Below are 14,019 nucleotides of genomic sequence, written 5' to 3'. Positions count from 1 at the left end.
GGGGGATGAACTGACCATGGCCAACATTCTCGTCATCGCGGAACACGACGGCGCCTCGCTGAAGCCCGCCACGCTGAACGCCGTCACCGCCGCCGCCAAGATCGGCGGCGACATTCATGTCCTGGTCGCCGGCAAGGGCGCGCAAGGATCCGCCGAGGCGGCCTCCAAGGTGGCCGGCGTCGCCAAGGTGCTGCTGGCCGACGATGCCGCCTATGAGCACCAGTTGCCGGAAGACGTCGCCCCGCTGGTGGTGTCCATCGCCAAGAACGGCTACGGCCATGTCCTGGCCGGTGCCACCTCTGTCGGCAAGAACCTCCTGCCGCGCGTCGCCGCGCTGCTGGACGTCGCCGCCATTTCCGACATCACCGCCGTGGTGTCGGCCGACACCTTCGAGCGGCCGATCTACGCCGGCAACGCAATCGCCACCGTGCAGTCGGCCGACGCGGTGAAGGTCATCACCGTCCGCACCACCGCCTTCGAGACCGCCGCCGCCGAAGGCGGTTCGGCCTCGGTCGAGCCGGTGTCGGGCGCCGGTGCCGCCGGCCTGTCGAGCTTCGTCTCGGCCGAGCTGACCAAGTCGGAACGTCCGGAACTGACCGCCGCCCGCGTGGTGGTGTCGGGTGGCCGCGGCATGCAGTCGGGCGAGAATTTCCCGATGCTGGAGGCTCTGGCCGACAAGTTGGGCGCCGCGGTGGGCGCCAGCCGCGCCGCCGTGGACGCGGGCTTCGTGCCGAACGATTATCAGGTCGGGCAAACCGGCAAGATCGTGGCGCCCGAGCTGTACATCGCCGTCGGCATCTCCGGTGCGATCCAGCACCTCGCCGGCATGAAGGACAGCAAGGTGATCGTCGCGATCAACAAGGATGAGGAAGCGCCCATCTTCCAGGTCGCCGATTACGGCCTCGTCGCGGACCTGTTCAAGGCCGTGCCGGAGCTGACGGACAAACTTGGATAAGGCGCGCTGATCCGGATCGCGGTCGAGGGGGGGGAATCCCTCCTCGACCGCGATCCTTCTACCCACATCCCAAGCGGGACAGCCCCCATGACCACGATCAAGAAGATTGGCATCATCGGCGCCGGCCAGATGGGCAGCGGTATCGCCCAGGTCTGCGCCCAGGCCGGCTATGATGTCGTCCTGTCCGACATCAGCGACGCGGTCCTGGAAAAGGCGCTCGCCAACATCGGCCGGAATTACGACCGCCAGATCCAGAAGGGCAAGCTGGAGGAGACGGAGAAGACCGCCGCCCTCGGCCGCATCACCACCGGCACCGACCTGTCGGTGTTCGGCGAGTCCGATCTGGTGATCGAGGCCGCAACCGAGAACGAGGCGCTGAAGCGCGACCTGCTGAAGAAGCTGGTCCCGCATCTGAAGCCGGAGGCGCTGATCGCGACGAACACCTCGTCGATCTCGATCACCCGTCTGGCCGCGGCGACCGACCGCCCGGCCAAGTTCATGGGCATGCACTTCATGAACCCGGTGCCGGTGATGCAGCTGGTGGAGCTGATCCGCGGCATCGCGACCGACGAGCCGACCTTCAACGCCATCAAGGAACTGACGCTGGCCATCGGCAAGACCGCCGCGGTGGCCGAGGATTTCCCGGCCTTCATCGTCAACCGCATCCTGCTGCCGATGATCAACGAGGCCGTCTACACCCTCTATGAGGGCGTCGGCGGCGTCGAGGCCATCGACACCGCGCTGAAGCTGGGCGCCAACCACCCGATGGGTCCGCTGGAACTGGCCGACTTCATCGGCCTGGACACCTGTCTGGCGGTGATGCAGGTGCTGTACGAAGGTCTTGCCGACAGCAAGTACCGTCCCTGCCCGCTGCTGGTGAAGTATGTCGAGGCCGGCTGGATCGGCAAGAAGTACGGCCGCGGCTTCTACGACTACTCACAGACTCCGCCGGTGCCGACGCGCTGAGGATTTGTGAATGCTTTATTGGAGAGGGGTTGGCTGACGCTCCCCACCTTAACCCTCCCCCGCTGGGCGGGGGAGGGTTAGGGAGGGGGCCTAACGCCTCTATAAAGACACCCCCCTCACTTCGGCAGCGCATAGGCGATCACCGAATCGCCTCCCTTGGTCCCCAGCGAGCCGTGCCCGCCGGCGGCCACCAGCACATATTGCCGGCCGTCCTCACCCTGATAGGTCATCGGCGTTGCCTGACCGCCGGCGGGTAGCCGGCTTTCCCACAGCTGCTTGCCGTTGGACACGTCGTACGCCCGCACATAATAGTCGATGGTGCCGGACAGGAAGGCTACGCCGCCCGCCGTCATGATCGGGCCGCCCAGGTTGGGCACGCCCATGCGGAAGGGCAGCGGGATCGGCGAGGCATCGCGGGTCGTGCCGTTCTTGTGCTTCCACACGACCTTGCCGGTCGTCAGGTCGGCCGCGGCGACATAGCCCCAGGGCGGCGCCTGGCAGGGCAGGCCCAGCACCGAAACGAAGGGGCCGAGCTTCACCGCATAGGGTGAGCCAAAATTCTCGTTCAGGGCCGGCAGGCTGAATTCCGGCCGTTCCCCGCCCTGGACATACAGATCCTTGTCGTTCTCGCGCGGCACCAACTGCGAGACGAAGGCGAGGTAGGCCGGCGTGGTGAAGGCGATCTGGCGCTCGGGATCGACCGCGACGCCGCCCCAGTTGAAGACGCCGAAATTACCGGGATAGACCAGCGACCCCTGCAGCGACGGAGGCGTGTAGCGCCCCTCGTATCGCAGCCGCTTCAAGGCGATGCGGCAGGCGAGCTGGTCGAACATCGTCGCCCCCCACATGTCCGCTCCGCCCAGCGGCGGCGGGTCGAAGGACAGGGCGGAGACGGGCTGGGTCGGGGCGGTGTGGTCGCCCTCCACGGCACCCTGCGGCGCCGGCTTCTCGGTCACCGGCAACACCGGCTGGCCGGTGCGGCGGTCGAGCACGAACAGCTCGCCCTGCTTGGTCGGCTGGACCAGGGCCGGCACGGTCTGTCCGTCGATCGTCAGGTCGATCAGGCTGGGCTGGGCGGGCACGTCGTAGTCCCACAGGTCGTGATGCACGGTCTGGAAGACCCAGCGCACCTGCCCGGTCGCCAGATCGAGCGCTACTACGGAGGAGGAGAAGCGCTCCACCTCCGGACTGCGGTTGCCGCCGAACTGGTCGGGCGGCTGGTTGCCCAGCGGCACATAGACCATGCCCAGCGCCTCGTCCACGCTGGAGATCGACCAGCTGTTGGGTGAATTGACGGTGTAGGTCTGCCCCTCCGCGATCGGGGCGGTCTGGTCGGGCCTGGCCGAGTCCCAGTTCCAAACCAGATGGCCGTCATTCACGTCGAAGGCACGGATGACGCCCGACTGCTCCTTGGTCGAGACATTGTCCAGCACCGTGCCGCCGACGATGATCAGATTGGCCGTCACCACCGGCGGGGAGGTCGAATAATAGGCGCCGGGCCGCACATTCGGCATGTTGGTCCACAGATCGATCTCGCCGTCCCGGCCGAAGCCGCTGCAGATCGACCCGTCCTCCGGGTTCAGCGCCACCAGACGCCCGTCGGCGGTCGGCATGAACAGCTTGGCGGCGCAGGCGCCTCCGGTTTGGGAGCCCCCGGTTGAATTGGCGGCCGCCTGCGGAGCCGGATGGTGGGACAGACCGCGGCAGGTCAGGTGCTGCAGCGCCAGTTGCTTGGGATCGATCTGCAGGTCGCGGCGCCACACCTCCTTGCCCGTGGTCGCGTCCAGCGCGATGACGAGTTGGTGCGGGGAGCACAGGAACAGGCGGTTGCCGATCTTCAGCGGCGTCACCTCGAAGGTGGTTTCCTTCGGATCACCGGGCCGGCCGCGATGGTCGCCGGTGTGATAGGTCCAGGCGACCTCCAGCCTGTCGGCATTCTCCGGCGTGATGCCGGTCAGCGGGGAATAGCGCTGGCCGTAGCCGGTGCGGCCATAGGCATGCCATTCCCCGTCGGGGATCGCCGGGCCGGGGCCGGCACCCGGAGTCCCGGCCGATGCGGTCTGCTGACGCGCCGGAACGGTTCCGTCGATGCGGTGCGGGTCGGTGAACCAGGATGCGGCGGCCACCACCAGTATGATCGCCAGCGAGGTGGTCAGCGGAATGCCGGCACCGCGGAAGACCCCCACCGGGTAGGCGCCGGGCGCCGGCACGCCGGCCATCGGCTGCCGTTCGCCCAGGCGGCGGGTGATCCAGGGCATCAGCAGCAGGAACCCGACCACCGCGATCACGTCGCCGCGCGCCGCCAGAGGCCACCAATCCAGCCCCGCTTCCCACAAGGCCCAGGCCAGCGTTCCGATCACCAGAATCGCGTAGACCGCCAGTGCCGCAGGTGAGCGCTTCACCAGCAGAAGGGCGGTGACCAGGAACAGGATGCCCGCGACGGCATAGTACCAGGACCCGCCCAGCAGGATCAGCCACAGCCCGCCGCCCAGCGACCCGAGCCCCAAAATTGCCAGCAGAATTGTCATCGCCCACAGGGCGACGCTTCGCTCGGATTTTTTCATGGCACGTCCTCGACCAAAACCCTTTCCGATCCCAACGAACGGGGGCGGAGTTGGTTGCGACATGTTTGAGCGACGAGCGCCATTCTCTGCGCATCACTGCCTATCCGGCAAAGGTTCGGAACGCGGAGGGCGCCACTTTTGTTGAACGGCGAAAGATCCTGGAAGCTGCTAAACGGAGGCCGCCATGCGCATGCACCGCCATCCCTGGAGCGAGGAGTTCGCCAAGATGAGGCCGGAGGCGCGATACCGCGGCGTCGGCCCGCGCAACTACCGCCGGTCCGATGAACGCATCCTGGAAGACATCAACGAGCGACTGACGGACGATCACCACATCGACGCCTCCGACGTCGGGGTGAAGGTGGAGGGAGGCGAGGTGACGCTGTCCGGCACCGTCACCGACCGCGCCGCCCGCCGCCGGGCGGAGGACATCGCGGAAAGCGTGTCGGGCGTCGGCCATGTGCAGAACGACCTGCGCGTCGCCAGCCGGAATGCGCCGGGCCAGACCACGACCGTCGGCCTCGGTGAGCGGGTCGAGCCGGCTGCTCCGCAGGGCGAGGGCAGCGTGACCGGCCCCGGCGCCCCGGCACGGGACGCCATGGTGGCGGCGCTCGACAACAGTTCCATGGTGCTGGGCAAGCAGCCGCTGCCGGAGGACGACACGCTGCGCCGCAACGACGCGATGGCAGGCACCGCCGGGCGGGACCGCCGCTGAGCCGTAAGCCGAGCCATGACCGGTGCAGGGTGGGCGGATCCGCCCCCCTGCACCGGATGCGCTGCTGCCCTGCGCGGGCATTCGGAGGACCTGAGTGGGTGCTTAACACTCGGTTAACCGGCGGGGATCATTGTCCCGCAGCAAATCGAGTATCCCCTCTCAAGCCTTCCTGAAACAGAGCAGCTGCCATCATGGGCAACAAGACCATCAAGCTTTCCGACAAGGGCGGTTACCGCGACGTCGCCCTGGAACAACTGCCGCGCAATGTCCGCGCCGCGGTGACCGACCTGTCGACCAAGAATCCGGTCGCCGACATCATCGTCGACCAGTCCGGCATGCTGTACCGCATCCACCTGTCGGCGCCGGCCAACATGTATGTGGACGTGCTGGCCGTCGCCTGAGGCGCCGCCCACTCCAATTGCTCCGGAAGGGCGGCCTGCAGCTATTGCAGCCGCCCTTCGTCGTTCCTGCCCTCCAGCCGCGCCAGCGCACGGTTCAGCAGCCGGGGCGGCAGCATCGCCACCGCGCCGTCGCGCACCGCGCGCACATCCTCCGGGTCGAGCCCGGTGACTGCGGCCAATTGCCGGTCGTCGAGCCCGCGGTCTTCCGCCAGCAGCGTGATCCATCCCGCCAGTGTGCGGGCCTGGGCCAATCCCGCCCGGTCGTTGAACCACAGGGCACCGCCCGGTCGGCCAATCGGCGTTGCGTTTTCGAAAGGCATATCGGGATCGAACGACGTCATTGACGCACCTCCCCTCGGTAGTTTCTTTCGCAGTCGCAGCAAATTCCCGCCGCTTCGCAGCGGATTTTGTTTCCCTTCATTTATGAAGTCTGCCGATCACTTCCAGAGGGTGGTAGGCAGTATTCGGCACCACCAACGCTCTTTTCTCCGTCTTTTTGCGTTGCAGTATGACCAAAAGTCGGTGACGGATCGCCTTTCCGGGATTCTTTGAAACTGTCTTCGCCGGCCGGGGGCTAGGGCCGGGTGGCGGCTTCGGCGTATAACCGGTGCCATCATCCCGAACCCTCTGCAGTCCGGAATCCCGATGCCCGTCTCTCCGTCCTCCCCGTCGCCGCTGTCCGGGCCGGCCCTTCTCGAGCGCATCGACGCGCTGGCGGCGATCAGCGCGGAGGAGGGATGCCTGTCGCGCCTCTACCTGACGCCGGAACACCGCCGCGCCAACGACCTCGTCGCGCAGTGGATGAGGGCGGCGGGGATGGCCGTGCGGGAGGATGCCGTCGGCAACATCATCGGCCGCTACGAGGGCGACCGGCCGGGTCTGCCGGCCCTGCTGATCGGCTCGCACCTCGACACCGTGCGCGATGCCGGGCGCTATGACGGCATGCTGGGCGTGCTGAGCGGCATCGCCGTGGTGGCGGACCTGAACGCCCGCCGCCGCCTGCCCTTTGCCGTCGAGGTGATCGGCTTCGGCGACGAGGAGGGTACGCGCTTCCAGTCCACCCTGATCGGCAGCCGCGCCATCGCCGGCACCTTCGACCCCGCTGTGCTGGAGGCGCGCGATGCCGCCGGAACGCGGCTGGCCGCCGCGATGACGGCGTTCGGGCTCGATCCCGCCGCCTGGGCCACCGCCGCCTACGAGCCTCACGCCGTCCTGGCCTATGTGGAACTGCACATCGAACAGGGGCCGGTGCTGGAGGCGCTGGGCCGCCCGGTCGGCGTCGTCACCGCCATCGCAGGCGCCACCCGGCTGGCGGTGACGGTGGAGGGCATGGCCGGCCACGCCGGCACCGTGCCGATGACCCTGCGCCGCGATGCGCTGGCGGCTTCGGCCGAGATGATCCTGGCGGTGGAGCAGCTTTGCTCGGGACAGGAACGGCTGGTCGGCACCGTCGGCCGGATCGAGGCGTCGCCCGGCGCCACCAACGTCATTCCCGGCAAGGTCCGCTTCACCATCGACCTGCGCGCCGACCGCGACCCTCTGCGGCTGGAGCGGGTCGGCGCCGTCCGTGCCCGGCTGGAGGCCATCGCCGATACCCGCGGCGTCGCCATCGGCTTCGAAACCCTGCATGAAAGCCCGGCCGTCGCCTGCCACCCGGCGCTGATGGCGCAGTTCGCCGCCGCGGCATCCGCCGAAGGGCTGGACGCGCCGGAGCTGCCGAGCGGCGCCGGCCACGACGCCATGGCGGTGGCGGCGCTGACCGACATCGCCATGCTGTTCGTGCGCTGCGAACGCGGCATCTCGCACAACCCGGCCGAACGGATCACCGCCGCCGATGCCGAGGCGGGAGCCCGCGTGCTCGCCCGCTTCGTCGAGTCTTTCCAGCCCGCAACCTCCATTCCGTGACGGACCGCCTGCCATGACCGACCTGTCCCCCTCCCTCGCCGCCACGCTTGACGAGGCGGTGAATGCCCGCTTCGACGAGGAGGTCCGTTTCCTGGCGGAACTGGTGAAGGTGCCGTCCGACAACCCGCCCGGCGACTGCGCCCCCCACGCCGTCCGCGCCGCCGAACTGCTGGAGGCGATGGGCTTCACGGTGGAGCGCCATCCGGTGCCGGCCGATCTGGTGCGGGCCAACGGCATGATCAGCGCCACCAACCTGGTGATCCGCCACCGCTTCGGCGATGGTCCCACCCCTGGCCCCACTGTGGCGCTGAACGCCCATGGCGACGTGGTGCCGCCGGGCGAGGGCTGGTCGAGCGATCCCTACGGCGCCGAAATCCGCGACGGCGTGATGTACGGCCGCGGTGTGGCGGTGTCGAAGTCGGATTTCGCCACCTACGCCTTCGCATTGCGGGCGCTGATGGCCTCACAGGCCCCGCTGAAGGGCACGGTCGAGCTGCACCTGACCTATGACGAGGAGGCCGGCGGCGAGATCGGGCCGAAATGGCTGCTCGACCAAGGCATTTCCAAGCCGGACTATGCGGTGTCGGCCAGCTTCGCCTATTCGGTGGTGACCGGTCACAACGGCTGCCTGCATCTGGAAGTGCAGGTCGACGGCAAGTCCGCCCATGCCGCCCGCCCCGACACCGGCCATGACGCGCTGGAGGCGGCGACCGGCATCCTGGCCGCCCTCTACGCCCACCGGCCGGAGCTGGCGACGCGCCTCTCCAGCGTCACCGGCATCACCCACCCGTCGCTGACCGTCGGGCTGATCCAGGGCGGCATCAACACCAACGTGGTCCCCGACCGCGTCACCTTCCGCCTCGACCGCCGCATGATCCCGGAGGAGACCCCGGCGGAGGTCGAGGCCGAACTGCGCGCCCTGATCGAGAAGGCCGCCGCAGGCCGCGAGGGCATCCGCGTCACCATCCGCCGCATCCTGCTGGCGAGGCCTTTCCGCTCGGTCGGCGATGCGCCGCGGCTGGCCGCGCTGTTCGCCCGCCATGCAGAGGAGGTGTTGGGCGTTCCGGTCGGCCAGAACGGCATCCCGCTCTACACCGACGCCCGCCATTATTCGGAGGCCGGCATCCCCACCATCCTCTACGGCGCCGGCCCGCGCGACCTGCTGGAAGCCAACGGCCACCGCGCCGACGAAAAGCTGGTGCTGGAGGACCTCCGCAAGGCGACCCAGGTGGTGGCGAGGTCGCTGGCGGAACTGCTGGGGTGAATGGCAGTCTGCGCTGCTGAAGGGTTCTGGCCCTTCAGCAGCTTTACTGAGCTGGGAGTACGATGGTTCCCCGATGTATAGGGGCAGGACGGGCGCGCATCACGACGGGCAAAATGCTGTGATGTCTTACCCAATCAGCGGTATGGACGCAGCGGAACCCGATGAGACGAATGATTATCGTATGCAGATACGATAAATCTTCTTTGAAGATGGGTTCATAATGGGCCACCCGGTTTCGCAACCACCTTATCCTGTTCACCAAATCGGCAACGTCACCGCGCCGCGTTCCTGCCGGAAGGTGAGGAAAAGTCGCATGCAATCCGGTTTGCCAGATCGGACGATCATATTTCCCCTTGAACAGTGACGCCCAGAAGTCGAAGGACAGCCCAGCCACGATGCGTCCCGTGACCGGAACATATTTTGCCTTGACAATACGTCCTCTCACACGATCTAAATTCGCGCCGCTTTCTTCGCCGAGCACAGAACGGAACCGGTCGCTTGTCGGCCACTCCGGACCGTATAAATAACAAAGACGTTCGTTTACAGAATTGCGCAGTGTTACTTCTGCTGTTTGAAGTGGCAGATGTAGCGCTTCAGATAATTTTGAGTTCCAGACATATAGCTGTATGGCATGCCGCTTGTCGAAGCCCGCAGGTTTTAGATAGGTGGCGAACCGGTCGCTGGATATTGTCGCTTCCAGAGCATCAATGACATTATCTTTGTAATCAAAAATGAGTTGACTTTCTTCCGCTTGGCCACCATTCTTTTCTCTGTAAGTCGTGAAGCCCCTCTGCCGCAAGGTAAGCGCCCACGACACAGATAGAGCCCCAGGACAGGCGCGCCGCGCCTCTCCTGGGGTTTCGCTTTTTCGGCCCAAGCAGAATCGCTGATAATATCTCAGGCAGCCAACGGTGCCGATCCATCAACTCGGGGCATGAAACGGCGCATCGCGGATTGCGATTGCTTGCAGCCGATCCTCCCTACCCCACCCGCTCCCCCGACGGTAGCCCGAGGTCCCAATCGGCTAAGCCGGAGGCGGCCGGATCGGTGGCGGCGGTATCCAGCGAGGCCAGATGGCGGTCGATCAGCAGGTTCAGCCGGTCGCGCGCCTCCCACACCGTCAGGCTGTGATCGGCGCGGTCGAGATAGACCAGCTCGATGCCGGTCAGGCCGTCCAGCGCGCGTCCGCCGTCGCCCAGATGCAGATAGAACTCGGCCAAGGTCATGTCGCCGCTGCTGTAGACCAGCAGAACCCGGCGGCCTTCCGCGGACAGGCGGCGGAACATGCGCAGCGCGTGGCGGGTCAGGCCGGTGCGGATCAGGACCTTACGGACGAAGCGGCCGGCCAGCCGCTTGGTCAGCCCCATCACCCGGGCGCGGTTGCGGAAGCTGGCGCGCAGCCGGGCCGGCTTCAGCGCCTCCAGCAGATATTCGGTGGTGGAGCGGAAGGCGACCGTCCGCATCAGCTCCGAGACGGCGGTACCGTCGCCCAACTCGAAGCGGCCGGGATTCAGCGCGACCTGCCCGACCACCCGGTTGTCGCCCAAACCGGCATGCAGCGCGGGTGTCCCGCCGGCACACAGGCCGATGACGACGACCCGCGCGTGCCCCTGGGCTTCGAGCCAGTCCAGAGCCGCCCGCACGTCGCCGATCCCATCCCGGTGGTAGAGCAGGTTGTCGGCAACGCCCGGCCGGCCGGGGCTGTCGCCGATCCCCGCGGCATCGATCCTGAGCGAGCAGTAGCCGCGCGCCGCCAGACGGCGGGCCTGCACCACGGTGGCGCGTCCGGAACCGACATGGTGGGTGGCGCCGCTGTTCAGGAACAGGATGGCCGGCCGGCTGCCGGCGGGATCGGCCAGGACCGGCGTGCAATAGATGCCGAACAGTTCCGGATCCTTGCCGAAGAAGACCGGCCGCTCCACCGCCGTCGTGGTCATCAGCCCGGCCGGGCGGTCCGGCGGCGGGGTCGCACCCATAGCGATCGGTCCGGTGGCGATCCAGCGCAGGACCGGATCGAACACCGCGGCGGCCTGGGCACGCTGCGGCTGCTGGACCATCTCCAGCATGCCGCTGATGCCCATCGGCTCCGCCACCGCGCCCATCGCGCGCCAGCGGGCCGCCAGCTTCACCGGCGTCTTCGCGTCCGGCCGGTCGGCGATCAGGATGCGTGGAGCCGGCAGCTTCGGCTGGTCGCAAGGGGCTAGGCCGCTCAGCGCCAGCGCGGTCTCCGGCGTCAGCGGCATGCCGATCACGTTCAGCCAGGAGGCGCGTTCCGGCGGTTCCGGATTGCAGACCGGGCGCAGCACCATGGTGGCCAGCGTCTGCAGCTCCCGCACCGCCTTGCGGCCGGAGGTGATCGGTGCCAGCAGCGCCAGCGCATCCACCCCCTGCCCCTCCTCCGCCAGTTCCAGCGCCGCCGCGGTGGCGAGAAGCGAGCCCAGGCGGAAGCCGACCAGGGCCAGTTCGGTGACGCCGGTGTCCTCGCGCAGGCGGCGCACCGCCGCCTTGACGCCGTCCAGCCACGCGCGCACCCGGTCCGGCTCGCTGTCGTCCCCGGCGGAATCGCCGGAGCCAGGATAGTCGAACCGCAAGGTCGGCAGCCCGGCGGCGGCCAGCTTCTCCGCGAAGGTCTTCCAGGCGCGGTGTACGCAGAGTTCCTCATGTCCGTAGGGACCGCACAGCACCACCCCGCGCCTCCCCGGCGCCGGGTGCAGCCATCCGAAACACCCTTCGAACACCATTGGTGTCGGCTTCATGCGTCCCCCCTGTAACGGACGGGCGCCAGCGCGTTCAGCGCATGGACCTCCCCATCCGGCACCCCGCCTCCGGCGCCGGTACGCGGCTGCAGGCGGACCACCCGCTCGACGCCGGGGGACAGGTGGAACCAGGCATCCTCCGCCCGGAACCGCCCGTCCTCCACATGCACCGAACAGGCAAGCCGCCGGGTGGCAAGCCGCAATGCCCAGTCGTCCCCCTGCCGCTCCACCACCGCCGTCAGGCCGAGATCCGCGCGCGGCAGCGAGCGACCCTTCGGGAAATAATGAGACTCATCAATTGGTTCCGCTTCCCTTTCGGCCGGCAGCAATTGCGCCGACACCACATCGTGTGGGATCGGTCCAAACCTGTAAGTGTAGGTCGTGTCAAAAAAGCGGTCGGTCATCCCGGCAGCCGGCAGGGTGACCGCCGCCCGCGCCGGCAGCGTCACCGGCCGCTCCGCCTTCAGCACCGGAACCGTTCCGTCGCGCCAGGCCGTCAGCCGCAGCAGCGCCTCCACCGGCCGGGCGGTGTCGTTGACCAGATGCACGGCCAGACCGTTCACCCCCTCGTCGGTCAGGATGACGCGCAGCGGACGGAAGGCGCGTTTCAGCGCATGCCAGGCTGGCTTCGGCGTGCCGTCGGCGGCGACCACGCCCCAGCCGGCTCCCGGCCAGGGGTCGCGCCATTGCCAGACCAGCCCGCCGGCGCAGCCGGAACCACCGCGCCGCCACTCGTCGAACACCGCCTGCATCACCTCCCCGGTCACCGCGCGGGACAGGCGGCGGTAGCGGTCGGGCTCCTCGTAGCGCAGGCGGCGCGGATCGACGCCGTAGAGCGCCTCCAGGTAATGCTCCCGCACATCCTCGAAGTCCCAGGAGGCGCCGGGATCGCGCGGAACCCGCTCCTTCCAGCGGGGATGATGGAGCGCCGGAACGCCGAGCAGGTCATCCTCCGCCAGATTGGCGAAGGCGAGACATTCGCTGGCAAAGCGCACGTCGGCCCGCCGGGCGTCCTCCAGCGGCCTCATATAGGCGCCGACTCCGTAATAGTGGGTCACCCCGGCATTGGCGACGAAGGGCAACGGCCCGCCGCTGGGGGAGTTCGCGATCTGGATCAGGTCGGGCCGCCGCGCCGTCGCCTCCTCCGTGATCGCCGCGGCCAGCGCCCCTTGCGTCCAGGAGGCGCGGGGCAGGCCGAGCATGGCCGCCTGCTGCTCCATCTCGCTGCCGCCGCACAGCACAGCTAGCGAGGGGGAGGCCTGGGTGCGGTCGAGAAGCTGCGCGATCTCTGCCCGCACGCTCTCAAGAAAAGCCGGATCGTTGGGGTAGTCGAAATTGGCGAACATGGCGTCCTGCCAGACCAGGATGCCCAGCTCGTCGCACAGTTCGAAAAAGGCGTCGCCCTCATACAGCATGGTGCCGCCGACGCGGACCATGTTGGCCCCGGCATCGCGCATCCTGCGCAATTCGGGCTCGTAGACGGCCCGCTCCGCCGACAGCCCCACCGGATCGACCGGCACCCAGCAGCCGCCGCGGCAGAACACCCGCTCGCCATTCACCAGCAGGGCGAAACCGTTGCCGTCCGCCCCGCGGTCCACCGCCAGCGAACGGAAGCCGACGCGCCCCAGATCGACCTCCACGACGCCCCCCGGCGTACCGATCCGGGCGACCACGCGATGCAGCACCGGTTCGCCATGGGTGTGCGGCCACCAGGGCTCCACCCCCGGCAGGGTCATGTCGGCGTGGAAGGCGTCGATGCCGTCGAACCGGAGCGGAGCCACCTGCCCGGCGACCTCCACCGTGCCGGTCATGCCGGCCCCATCCGCCTGCTGGGCGCCGTCCACCGTCAGGCGCAGCGACAGCCGACCGTCGCCCCCGTCATAGCCGCTGCGCAGATCGGCGCCCAGCAGGCGGATGGGGCCGGTCTCCTCCACCAGTTCCACCGGGCGGTAGGGACCGACCGCATGGACCGGCGGGCACCAGCCCGGCATGTGGCCCAGCAGGGTCGTGCGGACGAAGCGCAGCGCCGCCGGTTCGGCCAGCTTCGGCCGCCAGCGGGCGCGGCCCTTCTTCGCCGCCGCCAAGGACTCCAGGACCGGGTGAAGGGCGTGGAAACGGATGGACAGCTCCGCCTCCCCGTTCAGCGTCACCGGTACCTCATGGGCAAGGAACATGCTGTCGGAGGTCAGGATGCGTTCCCCGTCCAGCCACACCTCCGCGATGGTGGCGAGGCCGTGGAAGCGCAAGCTGCGGGGACCGTGGCCGGTCAGCCGGGTGCGGTAGACGACGTCCTTGTCATGCAGCGGCAGCGGATCGTCCAGCGACCACCGGCCGGCCGCCTGCAGGGCCTGCGCCGCGGTGCCGGGCACCGGAGCCAGCACGCCCTCTCCCGATTCTCCAGCCTCTCCCGCACCGCCGGGCGGCAGCAGGGTCAGGTTCCATCCCTCCGTCAGCGCGGTGATCCGCCGTCCTGTGACCGATCGGATGCGCGCCATC

General features: G+C 68.3%; 11 protein-coding genes. 6 read left to right on the top strand and 5 right to left on the bottom strand.

What is annotated here, in order from left to right:
• Nucleotides 1–16 precede the first annotated feature (16 nt).
• The gene (locus J2Y49_RS19105) at nt 17–955 is read left to right on the top strand and encodes an FAD-binding protein (RefSeq protein ID WP_310116454.1); all 939 of its coding nucleotides are present in this window, start codon (nt 17–19) and stop codon (nt 953–955) included.
• 87 nt (nt 956–1,042) lie between these two features.
• Nucleotides 1,043–1,921, top strand: a complete 879-nt coding sequence (locus J2Y49_RS19100; RefSeq protein WP_310116453.1) for a 3-hydroxybutyryl-CoA dehydrogenase — start codon at nt 1,043–1,045, stop codon at nt 1,919–1,921.
• Between the two features lie 116 nt (nt 1,922–2,037).
• On the opposite strand, the gene J2Y49_RS19095 is transcribed toward J2Y49_RS19100, so the two are convergent.
• The gene (locus tag J2Y49_RS19095; RefSeq protein ID WP_310116452.1) at nt 2,038–4,485 is read right to left on the bottom strand and encodes a glucose/quinate/shikimate family membrane-bound PQQ-dependent dehydrogenase; all 2,448 of its coding nucleotides are present in this window, start codon (nt 4,483–4,485) and stop codon (nt 2,038–2,040) included.
• A 184-nt stretch (nt 4,486–4,669) separates the two neighbouring features.
• Here J2Y49_RS19095 and J2Y49_RS19090 point away from each other — a divergent pair, with 184 nt between their 5' ends.
• Together J2Y49_RS19090 and J2Y49_RS19085 are read left to right on the top strand one after the other, a co-directional pair.
• Entirely contained in the window at nt 4,670–5,197 is a 528-nt protein-coding gene (locus J2Y49_RS19090; RefSeq protein WP_310116451.1) for a BON domain-containing protein, read from the top strand.
• Between the two features lie 191 nt (nt 5,198–5,388).
• Nucleotides 5,389–5,598, top strand: a complete 210-nt coding sequence (locus J2Y49_RS19085; RefSeq protein ID WP_014250120.1) for a hypothetical protein — start codon at nt 5,389–5,391, stop codon at nt 5,596–5,598.
• 41 nt (nt 5,599–5,639) lie between these two features.
• Here J2Y49_RS19085 and J2Y49_RS19080 read toward each other — a convergent pair whose 3' ends face one another.
• Nucleotides 5,640–5,939 (bottom strand): hypothetical protein, encoded by a 300-nt coding sequence (locus tag J2Y49_RS19080; protein ID WP_149222581.1) that lies wholly within the window; start codon nt 5,937–5,939, stop codon nt 5,640–5,642.
• A 304-nt stretch (nt 5,940–6,243) separates the two neighbouring features.
• On the opposite strand from J2Y49_RS19080, the gene J2Y49_RS19075 reads away from it, so the two are divergent.
• Nucleotides 6,244–7,503: an allantoate amidohydrolase gene (locus J2Y49_RS19075; protein WP_310116450.1), complete on the top strand. Its 1,260-nt coding sequence runs from the start codon at nt 6,244–6,246 to the stop codon at nt 7,501–7,503.
• A 13-nt stretch (nt 7,504–7,516) separates the two neighbouring features.
• Complete coding sequence (locus J2Y49_RS19070) at nt 7,517–8,767, top strand: M20/M25/M40 family metallo-hydrolase (RefSeq protein WP_310116449.1); 1,251 nt, start codon at nt 7,517–7,519, stop codon at nt 8,765–8,767.
• Nucleotides 8,768–8,810: 43 nt separating this feature from the next.
• Here the strand turns inward: J2Y49_RS19070 and J2Y49_RS19065 are convergent, their stop codons facing one another.
• From J2Y49_RS19065 to J2Y49_RS19055, 3 genes are all read right to left on the bottom strand, one after another.
• Nucleotides 8,811–9,584 carry a hypothetical protein gene (locus J2Y49_RS19065; RefSeq protein ID WP_310116448.1) on the bottom strand — a complete coding sequence of 258 codons (774 nt, stop codon included), beginning with the start codon at nt 9,582–9,584 and terminating at the stop codon, nt 8,811–8,813.
• Between the two features lie 163 nt (nt 9,585–9,747).
• On the bottom strand, nt 9,748–11,523 hold the full coding sequence (locus J2Y49_RS19060) for an alpha/beta fold hydrolase (RefSeq protein ID WP_310116447.1): 1,776 nt from the start codon (nt 11,521–11,523) through the stop codon (nt 9,748–9,750).
• Nucleotides 11,520–14,018, bottom strand: a complete 2,499-nt coding sequence (locus J2Y49_RS19055; protein WP_310116446.1) for a glycosyl hydrolase 2 galactose-binding domain-containing protein — start codon at nt 14,016–14,018, stop codon at nt 11,520–11,522. Before J2Y49_RS19055 ends, J2Y49_RS19060 begins: the two co-directional genes overlap by 4 nt.
• Between the last annotated feature and the right edge of the window lies 1 nt (nt 14,019).

It is taken from the genome of Azospirillum sp. BE72, assembly GCF_031455875.1.
Taxonomy (GTDB): domain Bacteria; phylum Pseudomonadota; class Alphaproteobacteria; order Azospirillales; family Azospirillaceae; genus Azospirillum.
Note: the sequence above shows the minus strand (reverse complement) of the source record. Positions and strands in the feature narration are given on the sequence as shown.

What these genes read in the sequence shown, in the direction of transcription:
- J2Y49_RS19105 (WP_310116454.1), top strand. Translation starts at nt 17, where the DNA reads ATGGCCAACATTCTCGTCATCGCGGAACACGACGGCGCCTCGCTGAAG.
- J2Y49_RS19100 (WP_310116453.1), top strand. Translation starts at nt 1,043, where the DNA reads ATGACCACGATCAAGAAGATTGGCATCATCGGCGCCGGCCAGATGGGC.
- J2Y49_RS19095 (WP_310116452.1), bottom strand. Translation starts at nt 4,485, where the DNA reads ATGAAAAAATCCGAGCGAAGCGTCGCCCTGTGGGCGATGACAATTCTG.
- J2Y49_RS19090 (WP_310116451.1), top strand. Translation starts at nt 4,670, where the DNA reads ATGCGCATGCACCGCCATCCCTGGAGCGAGGAGTTCGCCAAGATGAGG.
- J2Y49_RS19085 (WP_014250120.1), top strand. Translation starts at nt 5,389, where the DNA reads ATGGGCAACAAGACCATCAAGCTTTCCGACAAGGGCGGTTACCGCGAC.
- J2Y49_RS19080 (WP_149222581.1), bottom strand. Translation starts at nt 5,939, where the DNA reads ATGACGTCGTTCGATCCCGATATGCCTTTCGAAAACGCAACGCCGATT.
- J2Y49_RS19075 (WP_310116450.1), top strand. Translation starts at nt 6,244, where the DNA reads ATGCCCGTCTCTCCGTCCTCCCCGTCGCCGCTGTCCGGGCCGGCCCTT.
- J2Y49_RS19070 (WP_310116449.1), top strand. Translation starts at nt 7,517, where the DNA reads ATGACCGACCTGTCCCCCTCCCTCGCCGCCACGCTTGACGAGGCGGTG.
- J2Y49_RS19060 (WP_310116447.1), bottom strand. Translation starts at nt 11,523, where the DNA reads ATGAAGCCGACACCAATGGTGTTCGAAGGGTGTTTCGGATGGCTGCAC.
- J2Y49_RS19055 (WP_310116446.1), bottom strand. Translation starts at nt 14,018, where the DNA reads ATGGCGCGCATCCGATCGGTCACAGGACGGCGGATCACCGCGCTGACG.